14 protein-coding genes and 1 pseudogene are annotated in these 21,014 nt (G+C 58.8%); 7 read left to right on the forward strand and 8 right to left on the reverse strand.

From position 1 onward, the window contains the following. Positions 1–32 precede the first annotated feature (32 nt). From ACP7E4_RS15710 to ACP7E4_RS15720, 3 genes are all read right to left on the reverse strand, one after another. The gene (locus ACP7E4_RS15710) at positions 33–521 is read right to left on the reverse strand and encodes a TIGR00645 family protein (protein WP_020291023.1); all 489 of its coding nucleotides are present in this window, start codon (positions 519–521) and stop codon (positions 33–35) included. 169 nt (positions 522–690) lie between these two features. Then, positions 691–1,020, reverse strand: coding sequence for a hypothetical protein (locus tag ACP7E4_RS15715; RefSeq protein WP_426115821.1), 330 nt, complete (start codon positions 1,018–1,020; stop codon positions 691–693). Between the two features lie 254 nt (positions 1,021–1,274). Then, a complete protein-coding gene (locus tag ACP7E4_RS15720) occupies positions 1,275–3,710 on the reverse strand; it encodes a Lon protease family protein (RefSeq protein ID WP_426115819.1) in 2,436 nt (811 codons plus the stop codon). A gap of 277 nt (positions 3,711–3,987) precedes the next feature. On the opposite strand from ACP7E4_RS15720, the gene ACP7E4_RS15725 reads away from it, so the two are divergent. From ACP7E4_RS15725 to ACP7E4_RS15740, 4 genes are all read left to right on the forward strand, one after another. Continuing rightward, positions 3,988–4,476, forward strand: coding sequence for a DUF3015 domain-containing protein (locus ACP7E4_RS15725; protein ID WP_331152114.1), 489 nt, complete (start codon positions 3,988–3,990; stop codon positions 4,474–4,476). A gap of 80 nt (positions 4,477–4,556) precedes the next feature. Further along, on the forward strand, positions 4,557–6,410 hold the full coding sequence (locus tag ACP7E4_RS15730) for a DUF4105 domain-containing protein (protein WP_426115817.1): 1,854 nt from the start codon (positions 4,557–4,559) through the stop codon (positions 6,408–6,410). Positions 6,411–6,545: 135 nt separating this feature from the next. Next, entirely contained in the window at positions 6,546–6,899 is a 354-nt protein-coding gene (locus ACP7E4_RS15735) for a hypothetical protein (RefSeq protein WP_426115815.1), read from the forward strand. Between the two features lie 73 nt (positions 6,900–6,972). Further along, complete coding sequence (locus tag ACP7E4_RS15740) at positions 6,973–7,470, forward strand: GreA/GreB family elongation factor (RefSeq protein WP_426115813.1); 498 nt, start codon at positions 6,973–6,975, stop codon at positions 7,468–7,470. A 186-nt stretch (positions 7,471–7,656) separates the two neighbouring features. Here ACP7E4_RS15740 and ettA read toward each other — a convergent pair whose 3' ends face one another. Continuing rightward, on the reverse strand, positions 7,657–9,321 hold the full coding sequence (gene ettA / locus ACP7E4_RS15745) for an energy-dependent translational throttle protein EttA (RefSeq protein ID WP_426115811.1): 1,665 nt from the start codon (positions 9,319–9,321) through the stop codon (positions 7,657–7,659). 1,111 nt (positions 9,322–10,432) lie between these two features. Between ettA and ACP7E4_RS15750 the strand changes: the two are divergent. Together ACP7E4_RS15750 and glyA are read left to right on the forward strand one after the other, a co-directional pair. Beyond that, positions 10,433–13,588 (forward strand): annotated as a pseudogene (locus tag ACP7E4_RS15750) (sensor domain-containing protein); the annotation flags it as partial. 225 nt (positions 13,589–13,813) lie between these two features. After that, positions 13,814–15,067: a serine hydroxymethyltransferase gene (gene glyA, locus ACP7E4_RS15755; protein WP_331153157.1), complete on the forward strand. Its 1,254-nt coding sequence runs from the start codon at positions 13,814–13,816 to the stop codon at positions 15,065–15,067. A gap of 177 nt (positions 15,068–15,244) precedes the next feature. On the opposite strand, the gene yjiA is transcribed toward glyA, so the two are convergent. The 3 genes from yjiA to ACP7E4_RS15770 form a co-directional block, all read right to left on the reverse strand. Beyond that, positions 15,245–16,222 (reverse strand): GTPase, encoded by a 978-nt coding sequence (yjiA, locus tag ACP7E4_RS15760; RefSeq protein ID WP_426115809.1) that lies wholly within the window; start codon positions 16,220–16,222, stop codon positions 15,245–15,247. Between the two features lie 209 nt (positions 16,223–16,431). After that, the gene (locus ACP7E4_RS15765) at positions 16,432–16,629 is read right to left on the reverse strand and encodes a YbdD/YjiX family protein (protein WP_065836155.1); all 198 of its coding nucleotides are present in this window, start codon (positions 16,627–16,629) and stop codon (positions 16,432–16,434) included. Positions 16,630–16,656: 27 nt separating this feature from the next. Further along, complete coding sequence (locus ACP7E4_RS15770; RefSeq protein ID WP_426115807.1) at positions 16,657–18,732, reverse strand: carbon starvation CstA family protein; 2,076 nt, start codon at positions 18,730–18,732, stop codon at positions 16,657–16,659. A gap of 287 nt (positions 18,733–19,019) precedes the next feature. Between ACP7E4_RS15770 and ACP7E4_RS15775 the strand changes: the two genes are divergently transcribed. Further along, positions 19,020–19,388 (forward strand): PilZ domain-containing protein, encoded by a 369-nt coding sequence (locus ACP7E4_RS15775; RefSeq protein WP_426115805.1) that lies wholly within the window; start codon positions 19,020–19,022, stop codon positions 19,386–19,388. Positions 19,389–19,536: 148 nt separating this feature from the next. On the opposite strand, the gene radA is transcribed toward ACP7E4_RS15775, so the two are convergent. Beyond that, on the reverse strand, positions 19,537–20,904 hold the full coding sequence (radA, locus tag ACP7E4_RS15780) for a DNA repair protein RadA (protein ID WP_020291009.1): 1,368 nt from the start codon (positions 20,902–20,904) through the stop codon (positions 19,537–19,539). Between the last annotated feature and the right edge of the window lie 110 nt (positions 20,905–21,014).

Below are 21,014 nucleotides of genomic sequence, written 5' to 3' on the forward strand. Positions count from 1 at the left end.
GGCCGGGCGGCGTGGTGAAGCGGGGAACTGGATCAGTGCTTGGTCAGCTTGTCCAGATAACCCATGGCAAAGGCCGATACCACGAAGGTCATGTGGATGATCACATACCACATCAGGTATTGCGGCTCGATGTTCTTGGCGTCCATGAACACCCGCAACAGGTGGATCGAGGAAATCGCAACGATGGATGCGGCCACTTTCATCTTCAACGAGGAAGAGTCCATGGTGCCCAGCCAGTTGAGCTTTTCCTTGCCTTCATCGATATCCAGTTGCGAGACGAAGTTCTCGTAACCCGAGATCATCACCATCACCAGCAGGCCGCCAACCAGCGCCATGTCGATCAGCGACAGCAGCACCAGAATCAGGTCTGATTCGGCCAACGCAAATACATTGGGCAGAACGTGGTAGATCTCCTGGAAGAACTTCAGGACCAGCGCCAGCAAACCCAGAGACAAACCGAAATAAAGCGGCGCCAGCAGCCAACGCGAGGCGTACATGGCATTTTCGATAAAACGTTCCATTAAAACTCACAGGTGGTTGGAAGTGCCGGCGAGTATACCAGCAGCTCCGGAATTCACTGAACGCAGTTAAACAGCGAGTAAAGGACTGTAGCGAACGATGCCACTGCTGCCTTCCATGCCTGGAGCATGGGTTGCAAGACATCGCTGAAGAAAGGAGTTGAGTCTCCGGTCAGAACGGCGAAGTTCTTCTGGGCTTGGTGGCGTCACCGTTGAGACGGCGCAGTTCGCCTTGCAGATGCACGCTCCAGATGGGTATATCGTCGGTCACGTGATAGCCCTGCAGGGCAAGGCTTTCGGCAATGGCCATCATCACCGACTCAGCGGCCAGAGAACCGTGGAACGGCCCTTGAACCTTGATTGCAGAAGGTTGACTCCCTGACATTCCTGCGGCAAACAGCAACGTCCACATGCCGTTGTCACCTGAGAGGGGCCGGATTGCGCATTCGATTCGGGTCATCAGACCCAGGCATTGGCGAGTAAGACAGAGGCTACGCAACATGGCGAGCTCCTCGTTGATACGGTATTCACCTCCCGATACTGCTGAAGCGGCGCGTCAGTCCCTTTGACAACCGTGGTAACAAGACAGGATAGAAGAAAAGCCGGAATCGAAGGGAGCCGTGGATGAATGGTCGTCGGGCGGGCAATCACACAACCCAGTGGGAGCAAGCTTGCTTGCGAAGGCAATATTTCAACACCAGTAATGTGCTGGATGTAAAACGGGTCTTCGCGAGCAAGCTCGCTCCCACAAATATCTCAAGCCTTGAGTTCAGGCGCCAACTGCGCGGGCTCCTTCTCCAGTTCTTCCTTCAAGTCCTCATCACTGAGCATTTCGGCGATGTCGCGCAGACGCTCCACCACCCGCGCATTGACGCTGCCTTCAGGAAACTCGCCATTTTCGTCCGGCTCGCCGGCAGGTTCGCCCACCAACAGGCTCAACGCCTCGTCGGCCTGACGCACCGCATAGACATGAAACTGCCCGGCACGCACCGCTTGCAGCACGCGCTCGTCCAACATCAATGTGGCGACGTTGGCTTGCGGAATGATTGCGCCCTGCTCACCAGTCAGGCCACGCGCCTCGCACAGTCGGAAGAAGCCTTCGATTTTCTCGTTAACCCCGCCCACCGCCTGCACTTCACCAAACTGGTTGATCGAGCCGGTGATTGCAAAACACTGCTTGAGCGGGGTTTTCGACAAGGCCGAAATCAGCGTGCAAGCTTCACCCAATGACGCGCTGTCGCCGTCCACGTAACCGTAGGATTGCTCCAGAGCGATGCTCGCGGAAATCGCCAGCGGGAATTCCTGGGCATAACGGCTGCCCAGATAACCGGTGAGGATCATCACGCCTTTGGAGTGGATCGGCTGGCCGAGATTGACCTCACGCTCGATGTCGACAATGCCGCTGCCGCCGGGGTAAACCGTCGCGGAAATCCGCGCAGGCACACCGAACGCCGAGTCGCCAACCTCCAGCACCGTCAGGCCGTTGCACTTGCCAACGGCCGCGCCGTCGGTGTCGATGAGGATGATGCCGGCCAGCATGTCGTCGAGAATCCGCGCCGAGACTCGCCCGGTGCGCGTCGCCTTGGCCTTGAGGGCTCGCTCGATGTGCCCGGCGTCGGTCTTGTCGTCGTTGGCCAGTTGGCGAATGAAGTCCGCTTCGCTGACCAACTGAAACAGATCACCGATTTTCGCCGACAAACGCCCCTGATGCTCAGCCAGACGTGCGCTGTAGGTCGCCAGGCGCGCCACCGCATCGGCGGTGAGCGGCGCCATGCCCTCTTCCGAGGTGCGGGTTTTCAGCAGTTGCGCGAACTGTTCAAGGGTTTCGTCGTACATCGGGATGTCTTCGTCGAAGTCCACCAGTACACGAAACATTTCCTGAAAGTCCGGATCCAGGTCTTGCAGGGTGTAATACAGCGAACGCGCGCCGATGATGATGACTTTGACCTGCAACGGGATCACTTGCGGCGTCAGGCTCACGGTCGCCAGACGCCCCATTTCACCCAGCGGCGATTCCATTTTCAGCTTGCGTGATTGCAGCGCTCGCTTCAGGGCATCCCAGACGTAGGGCTCGCTGAGCATTTTTTCTGCTTCGAGCACCAGGAAACCACCGTTGGCCCGGTGCAACGCACCCGGTCGCAACTGCCGATAGGTGGTGTAGAGCGCGCCTTGATCAGTGCTGTATTCGATGCGTCCGAACAGATTGTCGTAGGTCGGATGGGGCTCGAACACTACCGGCGCGCCGCCACTGGCGGAATGACCAACCACCAGGCTCGGACTGTATTGCTCTTCGAGCAGCTTGCGGGCCTGAGCGTCGGTGTTGCTTTCGTCGACCAGTTGTTCCACCACGGTTTTCAGCAGGTAAACCTGCATCGCTTGCAGATAAGCGCACACCGCGGCGTTTTCCGCGTACTGCTCGGACAACGGCGCCAGCAAGGGTTGCAGGGCCAGGGTGATGGTTTCTTCGTTGAGCTGGCGCAGCAGATTGCTCGATTCGCGCTTCCACTGCGGCAGGCTGGCCAGTTCTTCGTTCAGGCGCTCTTCCAGCATCGAGATGTCGTCATGAAAGCGTTCGCGATCCGCTTCCGGCAACTGGGAAAATTCGGCTTCGTCCAGTGCCTTGCCATCCAGCATCGGTGTAAAGGCGATGTTGGTGCTGTCGCGGTACAGGGCGATGTCTTTTTCCAGAGACAGCCGCTCGATCACGTCCAAAGCCTTGTCATAGCGCTGATTGAACGCGCGGTCGATGGCGCTTTTCTTCTGCTGGTAGGACGGGTGCTCGAACACCGCCGGGAACGTCGCCAGCAGGTTATCGATCAAGCCACCGATATCGGTGATGAACTGGTGCGCGGTGCCTGGCGGCAGCTCCAGAGCGCGTGGCTCGCGGGGTTCATCGAAATTATTGACGTAGACCCAGTCGCAAGGGGTCTGCATGCGCTTGCCCTCGGCCTTGAGGTAGCGCTTTACGAACGAGAAACGGCCGGTGCCGGGCTCGCCCATGACAAATACGTTGTAACCGGGGCGCGGCATGGCGACGCCGAATTGCAGGGCTTCGACTGCTCGTTCCTGACCGAGCACTCCGCGAAAGGGTTCCAGATCATTGGTCGTCGAAAAGCTGAACTGTTCAGCGGAAAACGGACGGGTCAGCGCTTCAGGCGCAAGACGCAGGCTGGCAGCAACTGGATCGGGCATCGGGCATCCTTACATCACGGGGCAGATGACGGCATTCTGGCGCTCGCTGCACATGACTTGCAAGGCAGGATAATCCTCAATGGCTTATTGGTTCACCCAGCGTCCAACCAGACAAGCGGGCGTTTTGCCGAATGAACAATTTGTAATAAACAGCGGAACCCTTGGAACCTGCCTAAACTCCAAGTTCCGCGTACCAGAAAAATACAACTCTGGCCGCCTTGGCGCTTGCACTGGCCATGAACCCTGACCCTTGGTTGAATATAAAGAGAACAAAGCTATGAAACGGATTCTTCTTGGTACTCTCTTCGCAGCTGTTTCCATCAACGCAATGGCCCAGGCTCCAGGCGGCCCGGATTGTGGCTGGGGCAACATGCTGTTTGAAGGTCAGCGCGGCACGCCCGCTCACTTTCTCGCATCGACCACCAATGGCACCTCCGGTAACGCCACTTTCGGCATGACCTCGGGCACTAACGGTTGCTCCACCAACAGCGCGCTGACCTACGGCGGCAAATCCTGGATTGCCATGAACGGCATGATGGACGAACTTTCCAAAGACATGGCCATGGGTCAAGGCGAAGCGCTGACCACTTACGCGGTGGTATTGGGCGTTGCACCGGAAGACCGTGCGCATTTCGCCGCAGTCACCCACGAGCACTTCAACCAGATCTTCAGCAAAGCCGACGCTACTGCTGACGACGTCCACAACAACACCATCAACGTTCTGAAAAACGATCCAACCCTGGCGAAATACGCTACCCAGGCTTAAGCTCGTTGCGCCTGCCCCTCTGTCCGGAGGGGCAGGAGTTGTTGCGCTCCCGCGCCCGATCCCCTGACTAGTTGCTCTCTATGCTCAAACGCCTTGTGTATTTGGCGCTGTTTGTCTGCGCCCCGCTGTGCGCCGCTCCCCATGCGAGCGATGCCCGTTTGCAGCAACTGGCCAATGAGCCGTTCTGGATTTCCCTGGGCCACTACGAAACCGCCAAGCTCGGCGGCTGGCGCAGCTATGTCGATGATCCCAAATTCTTTCTCGCCGCCAACGGTGCCCATGACCCGAAGGCTGAGCTGAGCGCCACCCTGGACGCGATTTACGCGCCAGCCAGTGCTGGCGAAAAACATGCGCAATGCGTCTATCCAGCCCGCACCCGCTGGTTGCGCGACCAACTGAAGCTGACTGATCTGCCTTCGGTTGAGTGCAAGGAATTCAGGCAATGGTTCAAGGATGTCGCCCCGGACAGCGCGGTGCTGATCTTTCCGGCCGCGTACCTGAACAGCCCGTCGTCGATGTTCGGTCACACCTTGCTGCGCATCGATCAGGCTGACGTCCAGACCAATCACACCGCCCTGCTCAGCTATGCGATCAACTTCGGCGCCTACATCGAAGGCATGGACAACAGCATTCTGTACGCCTGGAAAGGCCTGATGGGCGGTTATCCCGGTTTGTTCGCGCTGGTGCCGTATCAAGAAAAACTCTCGGAATACCGCAGCCTGGAAAACCGCGACCTGTGGGAATACCGACTGAATCTGACCCCGGAAGAAACCGGGCGCATGGTCGAGCACGTCTGGGAGCTGAAACAGATCCGTTTCGGTTACTTCTTCTTCGACGAAAATTGCTCCTATCGCCTGCTGGAACTGCTTCAGGTCGCTCGCCCAGGCTTACAGCTGACTGAACAGTTCCCGCTGACCGCCATCCCGACCGATACCGTCAAGGCCGTCAAAGCAGCCGGGCTGGTGGAGAAAATCGATTACCGCCCATCACGGGAACGCGAGCTGCTGGAGCGCGCCAAACCGCTGAACAGCGACGAGCAACAATGGGTGCTGCAGGTCAGCGCCGATCAGAAACAACTGCAAAACGCCGATTATCTTGCCCAACCCAAAGAGCGTCGGGCGTTGATTCAAGACGCGGCGTATCGCCTGGAACGCTACCGCGCCAACGGCCTGGAACGTGACAGCGAGCGTTCGCAACGCAGTTTCGAGCTGCTGCGCGCCATCAATCAGAATCCGCCACCCGCGCTGGACATCGCCCGCCCGGGCTTGCCGGAAGACGGTCATCAATCCCGCACCTGGCAGATTGGCGCAGGCACCCGGGACGACAAGGCCTTTGCCGAGTACGGCTTGCGCATGGCCTATCACGATCTCAACGACAACGCTTACGGCTTCCCGCTGGGCGCGCAGATCGAAATCCTGCAACTCAAACTGCGTCAGTACGAAGGCAACAAGTGGCAGCTGCAACAATTGGATCTGGCCACCATTCGCTCACTGACACCGCGCAACGAATTGCTGCAACCTTGGTCCTGGCAAGTGGCCGGTGGGCTGGAGCGGGTGCTGGGCAAGCATGGCGACGAAACGCTGGTCAGCCATGTGAACGGCGGCGCGGGCGGCACCTGGCAGCTGGGCGAAGACGTGCTGGGCTTTGCGCTGGGCACGGTGCGGGTCGAGCACAACAACGACTTTGCCGAATTCGTCTCGCCAGCTGCCGGGTTTAATACCGGTGTGCTGTGGCGCAATCCGCTGGGCAACCTGAGCCTGGAAACCAAGGGCGATTACTTCACCAATGGCGAAGTACGCCGCAGCATCAGCCTGAATCAGCAATGGGAGTTGTCGCGCAACCTCGGCCTGCGCCTGAGCGCCCAGCGCGAATTCAGCCAGCTGACCTCGCCGCAGAATGAAGTGATGCTTGAAGTGAAGTGGTATCACTATTGAAGTTGCAAGCGGCAAGCGGCAAGCGGCAAGCGGCGGGCTTGAAGCTTGCCGCAAAATCACAGATTTCCTACACGTCTTTAACGAATAACTCACAGACCGGCTCCTAGACTTTAGCCACAAGTCGAGGAATCCGTGATGAACGTGCGTTGGGCTGTGCTGTGGTTAGTGGTGCTGGTCGCTGGTTGTCAATCGACTCATGAGCAGTTATTGGCCGAAGGTTATCCTCCGGCATTCGCCGACGGGTTTCAGGATGGCTGCGGCAGTGGTCGGCAGGCGGCGGGATCAATCGGCGGGCAATACAAGAAGGATGTGCCGCGCTACCTCAAGGACGCGACTTACGCCCAAGGCTGGAGCGACGGTTTTCGGCAGTGCCAGAGCATGCTGGAAAGCCGCGACCGGCTGGACACAGAGCACATCTGGAACGACCGTGATCGCGCCTGGGAGCAACAGAAAACCCAAGGTGAAGCCAAGGCTTACCGTTCGCACTGAGCGGGCTGGATAGAGATCCAACGAAACTAATCAGGCGCAAGCGTGGCCCAAATCTCATGAACAGGAGAACCCCATGAGCCGCGCCTTCGTCAATGAAGATAACGCCGCTGCGGACGCCAGCCAGCCGGTCGAGCGCCTCGTCAGCCAACAACCCAACTACGTCACCGCCCAGGGTTTGCTGCAACTGCAGAACCGGGTCGCCGAACTTCAGGCGCAACACAGCGCGCAATCGGCGCTGGTCGACAACTCGGACAAACAGCGCCTGGCCGACCTTGAGCGCGATCTGCGCTACTTCAATCAGCGCCTTCTGAGTGCTCAGGTAGTTACGCCTGCGATTTCAACGGAAAAGGTGCAGATCGGTAGTTGGGTGACCTTCGCCGACGAACAAGGCACCGAGCAGCGCGTGCAACTGGTCGGCGAAGATCAGGCCGACGCCGCTGCCGGCTTGATCAACTGGGGCTCGCCGCTGGGCCGCGCGCTGCTGGGCGCGCAACCGGGCGATGAAGTGCTGTGGAGACGCCCGGCCGGGGATCAGTTGATTGAAGTGGTGCTGATTGAGGCGAATGTGTAATCCCATCCCTTCTAAAACATGATTACCCGTGCAGACTGTGTGGGACCGGCTTTAGCCGGGAAGAGGTCAGTACATCCGCTGCATCCACATCGTTAGAAACGCCGCCTTCCCGGCTAAAGCCGGTCCCACGATGCACCAAAAAAAAACGGAGCCCGAAGGCTCCGTTTTTTGTGACACCTGAACAGATCAGGCCAGTTTCTTGTGCCGTACCCGGTGTGGCTGGGCGGCGGCATCGCCGAGACGCTTTTTGCGGTCGGCTTCGTACTCGGTGTAGTTACCTTCGAAGAAAACCGCTTGCGAGTCATCTTCGTAGGCCAGGATGTGCGTCGCCACACGGTCCAGGAACCACCGATCGTGAGAGATCACAATGGCGGCGCCAGGGAAGTCCAGCAGCGCTTCTTCCAGCGAACGCAGGGTTTCCACGTCAAGGTCGTTGGACGGTTCATCGAGCAGCAGGACGTTGCCGCCTTCTTTCAAGGTCAATGCCAGGTGCAAGCGGCCACGCTCACCACCGGAAAGGTCCTTGACGAACTTCTGCTGATCGCCGCCCTTGAAGTTGAAACGACCGACATAAGTACGCGACGGGATTTCATAGTTGCCGATGCGGATCTGATCAGAGCCATCGGAGATCTGCTGGAACACAGTCTTGCTGCCGTCCAGGTCGTCACGGCTTTGATCCACGCAGGCCAGCTGCACGGTTTCACCGATTTCGATGCTGCCCGAATCCGGCTGTTCCTTGCCCATCAGCATGCGGAACAAGGTCGATTTACCGGCACCGTTACCGCCGATCACGCCGACGATTGCGCCTTTGGGCATGGCGAACGACAGGTTGTCGATCAACACACGATCGCCGTAACCCTTGCTGACGTTCTTGAACTCGATGACTTTGTCGCCCAGACGCGGACCGGCCGGGATATAGATCTCGTTGGTCTCGCTGCGCTTCTGGAATTCCTGCGACTGCATTTCCTCAAAGCGTTGCAGACGAGCCTTGGATTTGGACTGACGCGCCTTGGCGCCCTGCCGAACCCATTCCAGCTCTTCTTTCATGGCCTTTTCATGGGCCGATTGCTGCTTGGATTCCTGGGCCAGACGGTCGGACTTGGCTTCAAGCCAGCCCGAATAGTTGCCCTCGTAAGGAATGCCCGCACCGCGGTCGAGTTCCAGAATCCAGCCGGCGACGTTATCCAGGAAGTACCGGTCGTGCGTGATCGCAACCACGGTGCCCGGGAAATCGTGCAGGAAATGCTCAAGCCAGGCGACAGAATCGGCGTCCAGGTGGTTGGTTGGTTCGTCGAGCAGCAGCATGTCCGGCGCGGAGAGCAGCAGGCGGCACAAGGCTACGCGACGTTTTTCACCACCGGAAAGAACCGCGACTTTCGCGTCCCACGCAGGCAGACGCAAGGCATCGGCGGCGACTTCCAGCTGACGCTCAAGGTTGTGCCCGTCGCTGGCTTGCAGGATGGCTTCGAGCTTGGCCTGTTCGGCGGCCAGCTTGTCGAAATCAGCATCCGGCTCGGCATATTCGGCGTAGACCTGACCCAGACGCGCCTGGGCGTTCTTGATCACGCTCACGGCTTCTTCGACCACTTCACGTACAGTCTTGGTCGGATCCAGTTGCGGTTCCTGCGGCAAATAGCCAATGTTCAGCTCGGGCATCGGCCGTGCTTCGCCATCGAACTCGGTGTCGACACCGGCCATGATTTTCAACAGAGTCGATTTACCCGACCCGTTCAGGCCGAGAACGCCGATCTTGGCGCCCGGAAAGAACGAGAGGGAGATATTTTTGAGAATTTCCCGCTTCGGCGGCACAACTTTGCTCAGCCGATGCATGGTAAAGACGTATTGGGCCATGGAATAAAAACCTGGTGTATGTGGCTATTAAATAGGGCTGAATAGAGCGCGAGCTTAGAGCCCCGTCCTGAAAAAAGCTTTTTTTATCGACGGCACTTGCCGTTTGACGTTTCCGAGCCTTGAATCAAGCACAGCACTAGGCGATGAACGATAGAGTTGGGATCGGGATCATTAAATGCAAGCAGTGGAATCACTCATGCAGAAATCAGGGCCGCGCGTCGGGCAAAGCTACCCGAATGCGCTCGGCAGGGCAAACCATCCGGCCTAACGGGACTGGCACTTTGCCACAACTAAAGGCATGCTAGCCGCCCTTTGGGCGTCCGGCTTATAGTGCATTTCGCATTAGCTGCCCCACCGATCGTGTGAAAACGTAATTGCAGGAGTTTTCACGCCGTCTGTTCAGTCCAGTAGTCAGGATCAGAGCTTGTCCACACCAATTCACCCATATTCAACGCGTATGGCAAAAGGCGCGACCGCCACGCCTTTGCGCGGCTCATTGAAAGGTGCGCTGGCGGCTTTGGTGCTGCTGATGCTGGCGCTGTTGTTGTGGCAATTGATCGAGCAGTTCCAGCAGACTCAGGATCGCCAGCGGCAACGCAGTCTCGACTACAGCATGCAGTTGGCTGACCGCCTGAGCCTGAACATGGCGCTCAGCGCCCAGGTCGGCCTCAATTTGCTGGCCGACAGCTCGCAGCAACCACAAGACCCGACCGGATCGACCGAGGTTGCAGCTCTGCGGCAATCCCTGCCTTCGTTGCGCAGTATTGCCTTGCTCGATGCTACCGGCAGTGTAATCGCCGATAGCATCGACAACGCGCGCGACACCGATGTTCTGAAAAAGACCATGCAACAGGCAGCGGGCCGGCCTTATTACTACGACAATGCGACCGATGGCTCAGTCATCTACCTGTTGGTGCGCAAACCCGGCGAGGTTCGGGAATACTGGGCATTGCGGATGGCACCAGAGGCCTTGAAGGCTCTGGCCCGACAGACCGTTCAAGATTTTCAGCCCCTGTGGCGCCTGGAAAACCGCAGCACCGAACGCATGCTGTTTCGTGACAGCCCGCCAGATAACAAGCCGAGCGGCAGCAGTCTAGGGGATAACGAAACGGTGTTGCTCCAGCCGTTGACCAATAGCGATTGGCAACTGCGTGGATTGTTCGACGCGCAGAAAGCGCGGGCGCAACTGCTGCCGCCCTTGATCGGCAAGTGCCTGATTGGCCTGTTGTGTTCAATCCTGCCGCTGCTGGCATTGGTCAGCCTGCGTCGTCGCCAGCGCCAACTGCACGAAAGTCGCCGCCGTTATCAGGAGATTTTCGAAGGCACCGGTGTGGCCATCTGCGTCCTGGACATGTCCGGCCTGCCGGCTCATCTGGATGCCTTGAAACTCAATACTCGCGATGATCTGGAAGACTTGCTGCAGACTCAGCCTGGCCAATTGAAGGCGCTGTTGCGGCAACTGCGTATCACCGAGGTCAATCAGGTCGCACTGAGCCTGCTCAAGGTTGAATCCAGCCAGCAGGCCTGGGAATACTTGATCGAAGGCTGCCCGCGTACTCGTCAGGGCATCGGCGAACAGGTGCTGCACGCGGTGCTGTCTCGGCAAAACCAGCTCGAACTGGAAATCCGCCTGACTCAGGATGATGGTGAAGACCAGCATTTATGGCTGGTGCTACGCCTGCCGGAACACATCGACGACTTCCATGCAGTAATCCTCAGCATCGGCGACATTACCCGGCGCAAGCAGGTCGAGTTGTCATTGCAGGAGCGCGAGAGTTTCTGGTCCGACGTGGTGCGCACCGTGCCGGACCATCTCTATGTTCAGGACGTGCTCAGCCAGCGGATGATCTACAGCAACCATCACTTGGGGCACACGCTGGGTTACAGCAAGAACGAGCTGATGCGGATGGGCGAGTTCTTCTGGGAAATCCTTCTGCACCCCGATGATGCGCAGAGTTATCAGGACATGCGCCTGCGTCAGCGTCATCGAGGCCATAGCGAGCTGCTGCATTGCCTGCTGCGCTTTCGTGACAGCAACGGCAAGTGGCGGCGCTTTGACATTCGCGAACAGGCGCTGGCCCGCGACAAGGACGATCAGGTCACGCGCATCATCGGCGTTGCCAAGGACATCACCGAACAGCTGGAAGCCAGCGAATCCTTGCGTGACAGCGAACAGCGCTATCGCATGCTCGCCGAGAGCATCAGCGATGTGATTTTCTCCACCGACAGTCAGCTCAAACCCAACTATGTAAGCCCTTCGGTGAACACCGTCCTGGGTTACAGCGCCGAATGGATTCTCGAAAACGGCTGGGACACGACATTCGCCAACCCTGCGCAACTGGCGGACATGTACGCGCTGCTGGCGCGCATCGGTAAAGCACTGGACCAGCCCGACGAATTGCAAAAGCTGCGCCTGGAAGTGCCCACCCAGCTGTTTCTGTTCGACTCCCTGCGGGCCGACGGCCGAAAAATCCCCATAGAGCTGCGTCTGGTGCTGGTCTGGGACGAGCACGGTGTGTTCGAAGGCATCCTCGGCGTCGGGCGCGATGTCAGCCAGCAGCGACGGGCGGAAAAAGACCTGCGCATGGCGGCCACGGTGTTCGAGCATTCCACTTCCGCCATCATCATTACCGACCCGGCTGGCTATATCGTCCAGGCCAACGAAGCGTTCAGTCGAGTCAGCGGCTACGAAGTCGCGCAAGTGCTGGATCAGTTGCCGACCATGCTGACCGTCGACGAACACCAGGAAGCGCACCTGCGCTACATCGTCAAGCAACTGCATCAACGGCGCAGCTGGGAAGGCGAAGTGTGGCTCAAGCGCCGCAGCGGCGAGCATTACCCGGCATGGGTTGGCATCAACGCAGTGCTCGACGATGAAGGCGATCTGGCCAGTTACGTGTGCTTCTTCAGCGACATCAGCGAGCGCAAGGCCAGCGAGCAACGCATCCATCGCCTGGCCTACTACGACGCCCTGACCCACCTGCCCAACCGCACGCTGTTTCAGGATCGCCTGCACTCGGCCTTGCAACAGGCTGAACGGCAGCAGTCGTGGGTGGTGCTGATGTTCCTCGACCTTGACCGTTTCAAACCGATCAACGACTCCCTCGGCCATGCTGCCGGCGACCGGATGCTCCAGGAGATGGCCACGCGCCTGCTGGCCTGCGTTGCCGATGACGACACCGTGGCGCGCATGGGTGGCGACGAATTCACCTTGCTGTTGCAACCGGGCGCCACTCGCCAACTGGCCTTGAACCGCGCAATCAACGTTGCGGAAAAAATCCTGACCAGCCTGGTCACTCCGTTCGTGCTCGAAGGCCGTGAGTTCTTCGTCACGGCAAGTATCGGCATCGCGCTAAGCCCGCAGGATGGCAATGAGCTCAGCCAGTTGATGAAAAACGCCGACACGGCGATGTATCACGCCAAGGAACGCGGCAAAAACAACTTCCAGTTCTATCAGGCCGACATGAACGCCTCGGCGCTGGAACGCCTTGAGCTGGAAAGCGACCTGCGCCACGCTCTGGAGCAGAAAGAATTCACCCTCTTCTATCAACCGCAGTTCAGCGGCGACGGCAAACGCCTGACCGGCGCCGAAGCCCTGCTGCGCTGGCGCCATCCGCGCCGTGGACTGGTATCGCCCATCGAATTCATTCCGGTGCTCGAAGAACTCGGGCTGGTGGTGGAAGTCGGCGATTGGGTCCTTGCCGAAGCCTGTCGCCAGCTCAAGGCGTGGCATGTGGCCAAAGTCCGCGTGCCCAAAGTCTCGGTGAACATCTCGGCCCGGCAGTTCTCCGACGGCCAGCTCGGCACGCGGATCGCCACTATTCTCAAGGAATCCGGCCTGCCACCGGCATGTCTGGAGCTGGAACTGACTGAAAGTATTCTGATGCGCGAAGTCAGCGAAGCGATGCAGATTCTTGACGGCCTCAAATGCCTGGGCCTGAGCATCGCGGTCGACGACTTCGGCACCGGGTACTCGTCGCTGAATTACCTCAAGCAATTCCCCATCGACGTGCTGAAAATCGACCGCACCTTCGTCGACGGCCTGCCATCAGGCGAACAGGATGCGCAGATTGCACGGGCCATCATTGCCATGGCGCACAGCCTGAATCTGGCGGTCATCGCCGAAGGCGTCGAGACCCACGAGCAACTGGAGTTCTTGCGCGAACATGGCTGCGATGAAGTCCAGGGCTACCTGTTCGGCCGCCCAATGCCGCCAGGGCGCTTCGAAGCGCAGTTCAGCAATGATGCGCTCTTCATGCTCGACTGATTTGGAGCTACTTACAGCAGCTCACATCAGTCGAGCATGAAGAGTAGCTGCAAGCTTCGAGCTACAAGCCTCAAGCAGAAGCAGACCTGGCTCTGCCTTTAGCTTGCAGCTTGCAGCTTACCGCTTGAAGCCCGCTTATCCACAACGTAACTGCGTTTCATATCCCTTCCAAAAGCGGTTAGGTTAGAATGCCCTCCTTTTCTGCCCCGATCCTTGAGGACCGCCATGTTCAGCCGTGATTTGACTCTCGCCAAGTACGACTCCGATCTCTTTGCCGCAATGGAGCAAGAAGCTCAGCGCCAGGAAGAGCACATCGAGCTGATTGCCTCGGAAAACTACACCAGCCCAGCGGTCATGGAAGCTCAGGGCTCGGTCCTGACCAACAAGTACGCCGAAGGCTATCCAGGCAAGCGTTACTACGGCGGCTGCGAATTCGTCGACGTGGTTGAGCAACTGGCCATCGACCGCGCCAAAGAGCTGTTCGGCGCCGATTACGCCAACGTTCAGCCCCACGCTGGTTCGCAAGCCAACAGCGCGGTTTACCTGGCACTGCTGCAAGGCGGCGACACCATTCTGGGCATGAGCCTGGCTCACGGCGGTCACCTGACTCACGGCGCCAGCGTCAGCTCGTCGGGCAAGCTGTACAACGCTGTGCAGTACGGCATCGACGGCAACGGCATGATCGACTACGACGAAGTCGAGCGTCTGGCCGTTGAGCACAAGCCGAAAATGATCGTGGCCGGTTTCTCTGCCTACTCGCAGATCCTCGATTTCCCACGCTTCCGTGCCATCGCTGACAAAGTCGGCGCGTACCTGTTCGTCGATATGGCTCACGTTGCCGGTCTGGTTGCTGCGGGCGTTTACCCGAACCCGGTGCCTTTCGCTGACGTCGTGACCACCACCACGCACAAGACCCTGCGCGGCCCACGTGGCGGCCTGATCCTGGCTCGCGCCAATGCCGAAATCGAGAAAAAGCTGAACTCGGCAGTTTTCCCTGGCGCACAAGGTGGCCCGCTGGAGCACGTTATCGCGGCCAAGGCCGTTTGCTTCAAGGAAGCGCTGCAACCTGAGTTCAAGACTTACCAACAGCAAGTAGTGAAGAACGCCAAGGCCATGGCTGGCGTGTTCATCGAGCGCGGCTTTGACGTGGTTTCCGGCGGCACTGAAAACCACCTGTTCCTGCTGTCGCTGATCAAACAGGACATCTCCGGTAAAGACGCCGACGCTGCCCTGGGTCGCGCGTTCATCACCGTGAACAAAAACTCCGTACCGAACGATCCGCGCTCGCCGTTCGTGACTTCGGGCCTGCGCTTCGGCACCCCGGCCGTGACCACTCGTGGCTTCAAGGAAGCAGAGTGCAAGGAACTGGCTGGCTGGATCTGCGACATCCTGGCTGACCTGAACAACGAAGCCGTGATCGACGCAGTACGCGAAAAAGTAAAAGCCATCTGCGCCAAACTGCCGGTCTACGGCGCTTAATCAGTGCGTTTTCAGCAGTAACGAAAAGCCCGTCATTCGATATGAATGACGGGCTTTTTTAGCTGCGACATCCCTATCGTCGTGGGACCGGCTTTAGCCGGGAAGAGGCCAGAACATCCGACACATATGCGTCATTACAAAGAGCACCTTCCCGGCTAAAGCCGGTCCCACGTCTGCTTACACTGAAACTCTTGCAAACCCCTCCCGAATCTTCTCCTCCGGCAACTCATCGGCGATGAACACGATCACGCTTTCGCGCTTTTCGTCTTCGGCCCATTCGGTATCCCAGTCGAAGCCATAAAGCTTCAGCACGCCCTGGAACACCATGCGCCGAGGCTCGTTGACGATGCTCAGCACGCCTTTGTAGCGCAGCAATTGCGGGCCGTGCTCTTCCAGCAGTTCGTTCATGAACTCGCTGAGCTTGTCGAGATCCAGCGGTTTGTCGCTGCGCAGCACCAGGCTGCTGATCCGGTCGACGGAATGGCCGGCTGGCGCCACTGGCCGCAGGCTCATGCCGCCACCCAGATCGGCGTTCAGGTTGAAGCCGCGCACGTCCAGCAACTCGGCCAGATCGATCTTGCCGTGCTCGACCACCCGAATCGGCGCACGTCGGTTGATGCGCGTCAGCCGCGCGCTGAGGGCCTCGAATGCCGCGTCATCCACCAGATCGCGCTTGCTGACCAGCAAACGATCGGCAAAGCCGATCTGGGCCTGAGCGATGGTTTGCGCCAGATGCGTATCGGCGTTGGCCGCGTCCACCAGGGTGATGATCCCATCGAGGATGTAGCGCTCTCGCAGCTCTTCATCAATGAAGAAGGTCTGCGCCACCGGAGCCGGATCGGCCAGCCCGGTACACTCGATCACCAGACGATCAAAGGCGATTTCGCCGCTGTCCAGACGCTCGAGCAGCAGGAACAACGCTTTGGTCAGGTCGGTGTGAATGGTGCAGCACACGCAGCCGTTGGACAGGGTCATGACTTGCACCGGCTCCGAACCCAGCAATTGGGTGTCGATACCGGCATCACTGAATTCGTTCTCGATCACGGCGATTTTCAGGCCGTGTTCGGCCCTGAGCAGATGGCGCAGCAACGTGGTCTTGCCGGCACCGAGAAAACCGCTGAGCACGGTGACGGGAATGGGTTGTGCGATGATCATGGGTGCTCCTGTACTGATAAGCAAAATTATTGAATTTAGCGCAATCCTGTGGGACCGGCTTTAGCCGGGAAGAAGTCAGTCCATTCGCCGTGTTTGCACCTTTTGAAACACCGCATTCCCGGCTAAAGCCGGTCCCACAGGAGGTAATCACCACACAAACAAAAACGCGCCACGACTAGCGTGGCGCGTTGTTCAGATCAGCCTGCCGATCAGCAGCATTTCGGCCCACCCTTGCCGCCGTATCGGGCTTCCTGGCGTTCCCGGAAGAACGCCTCGTAATCCATCACCGGCTTGTCGGGGTGTTTGACCTGCATATGTGCGACGTAGGTGTCGTAGTCGGGCATGCCCACCATCAGGCGTGCGGCCTGACCGAGGTATTTCCCGAGTCGACTCAGGTCATTGAACATAAGCAGATCCTCTTTTCAGTTGGCTCTTCACACTTGAGTCGGCGTGGTCAAAGCGTGGAACGGAGCTTCCTTGTCGGTACGCTCCTTCTTGCCCCATGCCGCAATGCCGATTTTCAACGCGTAGAACAGAATGCTGAACACCACGAACAGGAACAAGGCGGTCAGCGTCGCGTTGGTGTAAGCGTTGAAGATGACATGCTGCATCTGGTCCATGGTCTTGGCCGGAGCCAGGATCTGACCGGCGTCAGCGGCAGTGCTGTATTTCTTGGCCAGGGCCAGGAAGCCGACCGCCGGGTTGGCGTCGAACAGCTTGATGAAGCCCGCCGTCACGGTGCAGATCAGCAGCCAGGTGGCTGGCAACATGGTCACCCAGACATAACGTTGACGCTTCATCTTGATCAGAACGACCGTCGCCAGCATCAGCGCGATCCCGGCCAGCATCTGGTTGGAGATACCAAACAGCGGCCACAGGGTGTTGATCCCGCCCAGCGGATCGATCACGCCTTGATACAGCAAGTAACCCCACAGCGCGACGCAACCACCGGTGCCGATGGCGTTGGCGGTCCAGGACTCGGTGCGTTTCAGGGCTGGCACGAAGCTGCCCAGCAAGTCTTGCAGCATGAAACGACCGGCACGCGTACCGGCATCAACTGCGGTCAGAATGAACAGCGCTTCGAACAGGATCGCGAAGTGGTACCAGAAAGCCATGGTGCTGGTGCCCGGCAACGCCTGGTGCAGAATCTGCGCGATACCGACCGCCAGAGTCGGCGCACCGCCAGCACGAGCCAGCACGGTGTTCTCGCCGATGTCCTTGGCCACTGCGGTCAGTTGATCAGGCGTGATGGCAAAGCCCCAGCTGGTCACTGTCTGCGCAACGGTCACCACGTCGCTACCGACGATGGCCGCCGGGCTGTTCATGGCGAAGTACACGCCTGGCTCGATCACCGAAGCGGCAACCATTGCCATGATGGCCACGAAGGATTCCATCAACATGCCGCCGTAACCGATGTAACGGGCGTTGGTTTCGTTATCCAGCAGTTTTGGCGTGGTGCCCGACGAGATCAGTGCATGGAAGCCCGAAACCGCGCCACAGGCGATGGTGATGAACAGGAACGGAAACAGCGCACCTTTCCAGACCGGACCGGTACCGTCGGTGAACTGAGTCAGCGCAGGCATTTTCAGCTCTGGCGCAAGGATCAGAATGCCGATTGCCAAGGCAACGATGGTGCCGATTTTCAGGAAAGTAGACAGGTAGTCACGCGGCGCCAGCAGCAACCAGACCGGCAGCATGGCCGCTACGAAACCGTAGCCCACCAGCATCCAGGTGATCTGCACACCGGTGAAGGTGAACATCGGCGCCCACTCCGGACTGGCGGCAATCTGCCCACCGGCCCAGATCGACAGCAGCAGCAACACCACGCCGATGAGCGAGATTTCCCCGATACGACCCGGACGGATGTAGCGCATGTAAATGCCCATGAACATCGCCGTCGGGATGGTCGCCAGCACCGTGAACATGCCCCATGGACTTTCGGCCAGGGCCTTCACGACGATAAGCGCCAGCACCGCAAGGATGATGATCATGATCAGGAAGCAGCCGAACAAGGCGATGGTGCCCGGAATGCGGCCCATTTCCTCGCGCACCATGTCGCCCAGCGAGCGACCGTTACGGCGTGTGGAGAGGAACAGGATCATGAAATCCTGTACCGCACCGGCCAGCACCACGCCAGCAATCAGCCACAGCGTACCGGGCAGATAGCCCATCTGCGCAGCCAGAACCGGGCCGACCAGCGGACCCGCGCCAGCGATGGCCGCAAAGTGGTGACCGAAAAGAATGTGTTTGTTGGTCGGCACATAGTCCAGACCGTCATTGTTGACCACTGCCGGAGTTGCCCGCAGCGGATCGAGTTGCATGACGTGCGTAGCGATGAACAGACTGTAATAGCGATACGCGACCAGATAAATGGCAACTGCTGCCACTACGATCCATAGCGCGTTGATTGCTTCTCCGCGGCGCAAGGCCACGACCCCCAGGGCACAGGCCCCGATAATTGCAACGATCAGCCAAGGCACATGGCGCATGAGGCTATTATTATTTTTCATTTTTTTATTCCAGCAGAATGACTAGAAGACCAACGATGCGAGTTTAGCTCCGTCGCTGTGAAAGGCCACCCCCCACGAAGGTATACAGCGCAAAAGAATTAACCGATGCAGTCCGTCAGAAAAGGCCGATTGAAATAAGCACAATGCGTACAGGAACTTCGCCTGATAAATATCCAGTTGAGAACTGTTCGACAACTCCGAACAGGTCTATCGTCCAGAGATGCGGCGCTGCTGACGAGCGTCGATCCGCTGACGTATAGTCACTCGATTACAAGAGAACTGATCAGATGACCGACTCCCAGACAGACCGCCGACGTTTCAAGCGCATTGCCTTCGATGCAAAAACCGAACTGCGCCAGGGTGACAAACAGTGGCAAGTGCAGTTAGTCGACCTATCGCTTAAAGGTCTGCTCATCCAGCGTCCCGCCGCGTGGCTGGCCGACACCGGCAAGCCATTTTCGGTGGATATCCGCCTGAGTGACGAGGCTCAGGTGCAGATGGATGTCCAGTTGACCCATGACGATCATCAGCAACTGGGGTTTGTCTGCCTGCACATTGGCCTGGACTCGATCAGCCATCTACGCCGCCTGATCGAGCTGAACCTGGCTGACCACGATGAGCTGGACCGTGAACTGGCGGCGCTGATCGCGGTTTAAAACGTAAACGATGCCCCCGGTTTGCACAGATTCGGTAGGACCGGACTTGTCCGGGAAAGCGGCGGGCCTGTCACGGAAGATCTTCAGCGCTGGCAATGACGCCTTCCGGGACAAGTCCCCTCCTACCTGAGTGTCGTTAGCGCCACCCTCACTCAAACAATGCATCCAAAGCCTGTTCCAGCCGCGTCACGCCAATGATCTGCAACCCTGGCGGTGACTCCTTCGGCGCGTTGGCTTTGGGCACGATGGCGCGTTTGAAGCCGTGTTTGGCCGCTTCTTTCAAGCGCTCCTGGCCGCTGGGCACCGGCCGCACTTCGCCAGACAGCCCGACTTCGCCAAATACCAGCAAGTCGTGCGGCAGTGGACGATTACGCAGGCTGGACATCACGGCTGCCATCAAGGCCAGGTCGGATGCGGTTTCCAGCACCTTGACGCCGCCGACCACGTTGAGGAAAACATCCTGATCATGGGTAGGAATTCCGCCGTGGCGATGCAGGACCGCCAGCAGCATGGCCAGGCGATTCTGATCCAGCCCGAGGGTTACGCGGCGTGGATTGGCCAAATGGCTGTCATCCACCAACGCCTGTACTTCGACCAGCATCGGCCGCGTGCCTTCCCATGTCGCCATGACCACGCTACCCGGGACTTCTTCCTGAGCGCGTGTGAGAAAGATCGCGGACGGGTTGGAGACTTCTTTCAGCCCTTTGTCGGTCATGCCGAACACGCCCAGCTCGTTGACCGCACCGAAACGATTCTTCACCGCCCGCAGCAGACGCAGACGTCCATCGGATTCGCCTTCGAAGTACAGCACCGTATCAACCATGTGTTCGAGGACCCGAGGACCAGCCAGCGCGCCCTCCTTGGTGACGTGGCCGACGAGGAAAATCGCCGTGCCGCTTTGCTTGGCGTAACGCACCAGCAACGCGGCGCTTTCACGCACCTGGGAAACACCGCCCGGCGCGGATTGCAGTTGCTCGGTGAAAATCGTCTGGATGGAGTCGATGACCATGACTTTCGGCTTTTCGACCTTCGCCGTGGCGATGATGCTTTCGATGCAGGTTTCGGTCATGACCTTGAGCTTGTCTTGAGGCAAGCCCAGACGACGGGCGCGCATGGCGACCTGCTGCTGCGATTCCTCGCCGGTGACGTACAGCGCTGGCATCTGTTCGGCGATGGCGCACAGGGTTTGCAACAAAATGGTGGATTTGCCGATGCCCGGATCGCCGCCAATCAGGACGACGGAGCCATCGACCAGGCCGCCGCCGAGTACGCGGTCCAGCTCGGTGGAATTGGTGGTAAAACGCGGAATTTCCTCGACGCTGACTTCGGCCAGGGTGCGAATCTGCGCCTGCTGGCCGGTCCAGCTGGAACGGCCACTGGGCGGCGCCGCCGAGCCGCTTTCCAGAACGGTTTCAACCAGTGTGTTCCAGGCACCGCATTCGCTGCACTGACCGGCCCACTTGGGAAACGTCGCACCGCATTCGGTGCAACCGTACATGCGTTTGGCCTTGGCCATGACCACCCCATTCGTAAAAGTCGGCAATCATAACGCAGGTGGCCGCCACTGCGTTCCAAAGCCTTTATGCCCTGTGTTTTTGCGTGTTTCGGTAAACTTCTACGAAGGAG

It is taken from the genome of Pseudomonas sp. DSP3-2-3 (assembly GCF_049898225.1).
Lineage (GTDB): Bacteria > Pseudomonadota > Gammaproteobacteria > Pseudomonadales > Pseudomonadaceae > Aquipseudomonas.